General features: G+C 70.4%; 4 protein-coding genes. 2 read left to right on the top strand and 2 right to left on the bottom strand.

Translation table 11 applies throughout. The annotated features are described in order from the left end of the window. Positions 1-1,443: alpha-glucosidase (locus ACR2JA_RS08795; RefSeq protein WP_434008717.1), on the top strand; the 1,443-nt coding region annotated here is incomplete at its 5' end. Positions 1,444-1,558: 115 nt separating this feature from the next. Beyond that, positions 1,559-2,416, top strand: coding sequence for a c-type cytochrome (locus ACR2JA_RS08790; protein WP_434008716.1), 858 nt, complete (start codon positions 1,559-1,561; stop codon positions 2,414-2,416). Positions 2,417-2,487: 71 nt separating this feature from the next. Here ACR2JA_RS08790 and ACR2JA_RS08785 read toward each other — a convergent pair whose 3' ends face one another. Together ACR2JA_RS08785 and ACR2JA_RS08780 are read right to left on the bottom strand one after the other, a co-directional pair. Further along, positions 2,488-3,069 (bottom strand): DUF2946 family protein, encoded by a 582-nt coding sequence (locus ACR2JA_RS08785; protein ID WP_434008715.1) that lies wholly within the window; start codon positions 3,067-3,069, stop codon positions 2,488-2,490. A 12-nt stretch (positions 3,070-3,081) separates the two neighbouring features. Beyond that, a partial coding sequence (locus tag ACR2JA_RS08780; RefSeq protein WP_434008714.1) for a YheT family hydrolase occupies positions 3,082-3,908 on the bottom strand: 827 nt, incomplete at its 5' end.

Raw genomic sequence — 3,908 nt, 5'->3', positions numbered from 1 at the left:
GTGATGGACCTGGTCGTCAACCACAGTTCGGACGAGCACCGCTGGTTCAAAGAGGCTCGCAAAAGCCGCGACAACCCGTTCCACGACTTCTACCTCTGGCGCGAACCGAAAGCAGACGGCACACCACCGACCAACTGGGAGGCCGCCTTCAACGGCTCGGTGTGGGAATGGAATGAGCCGACCGGCGAGTACTACCTGCACATGTTCAGCCGCAAGCAGCCGGACCTGAACTGGGAGAACCCGCGCCTGCGCGCCGAGGTCTACGACGTGATGCGCTTCTGGCTCGACAAGGGTGTGGACGGCTTCCGCATGGACGTGATCAACATGATCTCCAAGCCCTGGAACGCCGACGGCTCGCTGCCCGACGCGCCGGCGGTGCGGCCCGGCTTTCTGCAACCGGGCTTTGCGATGAGCTGCAACGGCCCGCGCCTGACCGAATTCCTGCGCGAGATGCGGCGCGAGGTGCTGGACCATTACGACACGCTCACCGTGGGCGAAGCGCCGCTGGCCACGGTGGCCGAAGGCGTGGCGCTCACGCACCCCGACACCGGCGCGCTCGACATGCTGTTCCAGTTCGAACACATGGACCTCGACTCCATCGGTGGCCACGTGGGTGGCAAGTGGGCACTGAAGCCGCTGGACCTGCGGGACCTCAAGCGCTCCTTGCAGCGCTGGCAGGACGCGCTCGACGGCCAGGGCTGGAACCGCCTCTACCTGAGCAACCACGACCAGCCCCGCCCGGTCTCGCGCTTTGGCGACGACAGCCCTGCCCACCGCGTCACGTCCGCCAAGCTGCTGGGCAGCTGGCTGCACGGCCTGCAGGGCACGCCCTACGTCTACCAGGGCGAAGAGCTGGGCATGACCAACGTGGCCTTCCCATCCATCGAGCAGTACCAGGACATCGAGACCCGCAACCTCTGGCGCGCGGCGGTGCAGGAGCGCGGCGAAGACCCGGTCACGGTGCTGGCCAGCATCCACGCCAAGAGCCGTGACAACGCGCGCACGCCCATGCCCTGGGACGCTTTGCAACCGAACGCGGGCTTCAGCACCGGCACGCCCTGGCTGGCGCTGCACCCCGACTGGCCCGAGGTCAACGCCGCCCAGGCCGTGGCCGACCCGGGCTCGGTGTTCCACCACTACCGCCGCCTGATCGCGCTGCGCCAGCAACACCCCGTGATGGCCGAAGGCCGCACCACGCAGCTGCTGCCCGAGCACCCGCAGGTCAGCACCGTGCGCCGCACGCTGGGCGACACCGTCTGGCTCGTGGCCTGCAACTTCGGCGCCACGCCACAGACCGTGTCGCTCGCAGGTGCGGGCGCTGGCGGCACCCTGCTGCTGGGCAACCGGCCCGAACGCCCCGGCCATGGGGAGCACCTCGCGCTGGACGCGCTGACCCTGGCACCCTGGGAGGCTCTGATCGTCGCGGTGAACATCACGCCCTGAAAGCCTTTGGCCAGAGGCCCTTGCCTATAATCGCGGGTTGCCTGCCCGTGGCAGGCCACGCCCCAACGCCCCCCGGAACCCCATTGGCACCGATTCGCCACCCTCAGAGGACACCATGAGCGACCACGCGCACGACTCCCACACCGGCCCGATCAAGACGCCCGCCCAGCTGCTCTGGACGTCGTTCTTCTCCTTCGTGGCCCCGGTGTTCATCATCATCGGTCTGGTGTACTACGTCACCTCGGCCAACAAGCCGACCACCGGCGTGCTGTCGCAAGCCGACGCGGTGAGCGCCGAGATCGCCACCGCCAAGCGCATCGCCCGTGTGGGCACGGTCGAACTCCAGACCACCGCCGGCCCGCGCGCCCTGGCCACCGGTGAAGACGTTTACAAGGCCCAGTGCTCGGCCTGCCACGCCACCGGCGCCGTGGGCGCACCCAAGTTCGGCGACGCCGCCGCCTGGGGCCCCCGTCTGGGCCAGGGCTACGACGCCCTGCTGACCTCGGCACTCAAAGGCAAGAACAACATGAACGCCCAGGGTGGCGGCAACTTCAGCGACTACGAAATCGGCCGCGCCGTTGTGTTCATGGCCAACGCCGCTGGCGGCAAGCTGGCTGAGCCCGCAGCCCCTGCCGGCGCCGAAGCCGCTCCGGCCGTGGCCGCTGCTCCGGCACCCGCAGCCGTGGTGGCCGCCGCGCCCGCAGCCGCCCCCGCCGCTGCAGCGGCCCCGGCCGCTGTCGACGGCGAAGGTCTCTACAAGAAGGCCTGCATGGCCTGCCACGCCGCCGGTGTGGCCGGTGCGCCCAAGTTCGGCGACAAGGCCGCCTGGGCCCCGCGCCTGGCGCTGGGTGTCGACGGCCTGACGGCCTCCGTCATCAAGGGCAAGAACGCCATGCCGCCCAGGGGTGGTTCCAGCGCCTCGGACGCCGAGATCAAGGCTGCTGTCGAGTACATCACCGCTGCCGCCAAGTAAGCGCGTTCAGCCCCCACAAAAAAAGCCGGTCCACGCGACCGGCTTTTTTTGTCTGTCGGCCAGCGTGGCGCTCAGGCGGGCGACGGCTCGATCCAGGGCCGCTGCCCGGCCTGGCGCTGCGGGCTGCGCACAAAGCCCCAGGCGCCGGGCAGGTCGGCGGCCAGCACGTCCTCGGGCACCCAGTCGCCACGCTCCACCGCGTCGGCGGCCGGGCCCATGTCGTTGCTGTGCACCAGGCCCAGGCCCAGCGCGGTCACCAGGTAGAGGTGGCCTTGTTCGTCGAGCAGGCAGCGCTGCACGGCGCCCGCGTCCTGCCCGGTGTGGGCCAGCACCCGGCCGTCGGGCTGCAGGCGCCAGACGAAGGGCGTGGCTTCGAGTTCCAGGTACACGCGCTGCGGCCCGTTCTGGAAAAACCACTGCCCGGTCTCGTCGGCCGCGCAGTTGCGGTGGATGAAGTCGATCAGCTTGTCGTGCCGCAGCAGCGAGCCCTTGCAGGCGGTGGCAGCTTCGCCCGGCTCCAGCGCAAATGGGCCACTGCGCTGGCAGCGGTCGTCGCGCATGTACCACTGGCCCCGCGCGTCCAGCCCCAGCCAGCCGTGGCAGTGCGGCACGTTGGGCCATTTGGCCAGGGCGGCTTTGACGATGTCGTCCATGAAAGTCTCCGTTCAGAGGTGCTGCAGCAACCAGGTGCCCACGGCCTCGGGCATGGCGCGCACGTGGCCCGGCAGGCCGAACGCCCCCAGCGGCGCCGGAAAGCCCACGTGCCCGCCCTGCGGCGGCTGCCAGAGCGTGACGTGGTCACCGACCGCACCCGCCACCGGCAGCGAGGCCGCGGGCACAAACGGGTCGTTGCGCGCGTTCAGCGCCAGCGCCGGCACGCGGATGTCGGCCAGCACCGGCTTGGCCGAGGCACGGGCCCAGTAGTCCTCGGTGCTGGCAAAGCCGTGCAGCGGTGCGGTGAAGATGTTGTCGAAGGCGTACAGGTCGCGAGCGGCCAGCAGGGCCTCGCGATCGAACAGGCCGGGGTGCTGCTGGAGCTTCTGCAAAGCCTTGGGCACCATACTGCGCAGGAACATGCGGGTGTAGACCAGCCGGTTGAAGCCGCGCCCGATGGCGTGGCCGCCGGCGGCCAGGTCCAGCGGCGAGCAGACCGCCGCCACGGCCCGCACCACCGGCGCCGCCTGCGCGCCCATTTCCCCGGCCCAGCGCAGCAGTGCGTTGCCGCCCAGCGAGACGCCGGCCGCCAGCAGCGGGCGCTGCGGGTGATCGGCCACCAGGCGGCGCAGCACCCAGTCGATCTCGTGGAAATCGCCCGAGTGGTAGGCGCGCGGCGCCAGGTTCAGCTCGCCCGAGCAGCCGCGGAAGTGCGGCACGCTGAAGTGCCAGCCCAGCGCCTGCGCCACCTGCGCGAAGGCCAGCGCATAGCGGCTGGTGGACGAGCTCTCGAGGCCGTGGAACAGCACCAGCGCCGGTGCACGGGACGCAGCGGGCC

Source organism: Hydrogenophaga sp. (assembly GCF_051007235.1).
In the GTDB taxonomy this organism is placed as follows: Bacteria; Pseudomonadota; Gammaproteobacteria; order Burkholderiales; family Burkholderiaceae_C; genus Hydrogenophaga.
The sequence above is the reverse complement of the archived record's forward strand: the minus strand, read 5'-3'. Positions and strand labels throughout refer to the sequence as shown.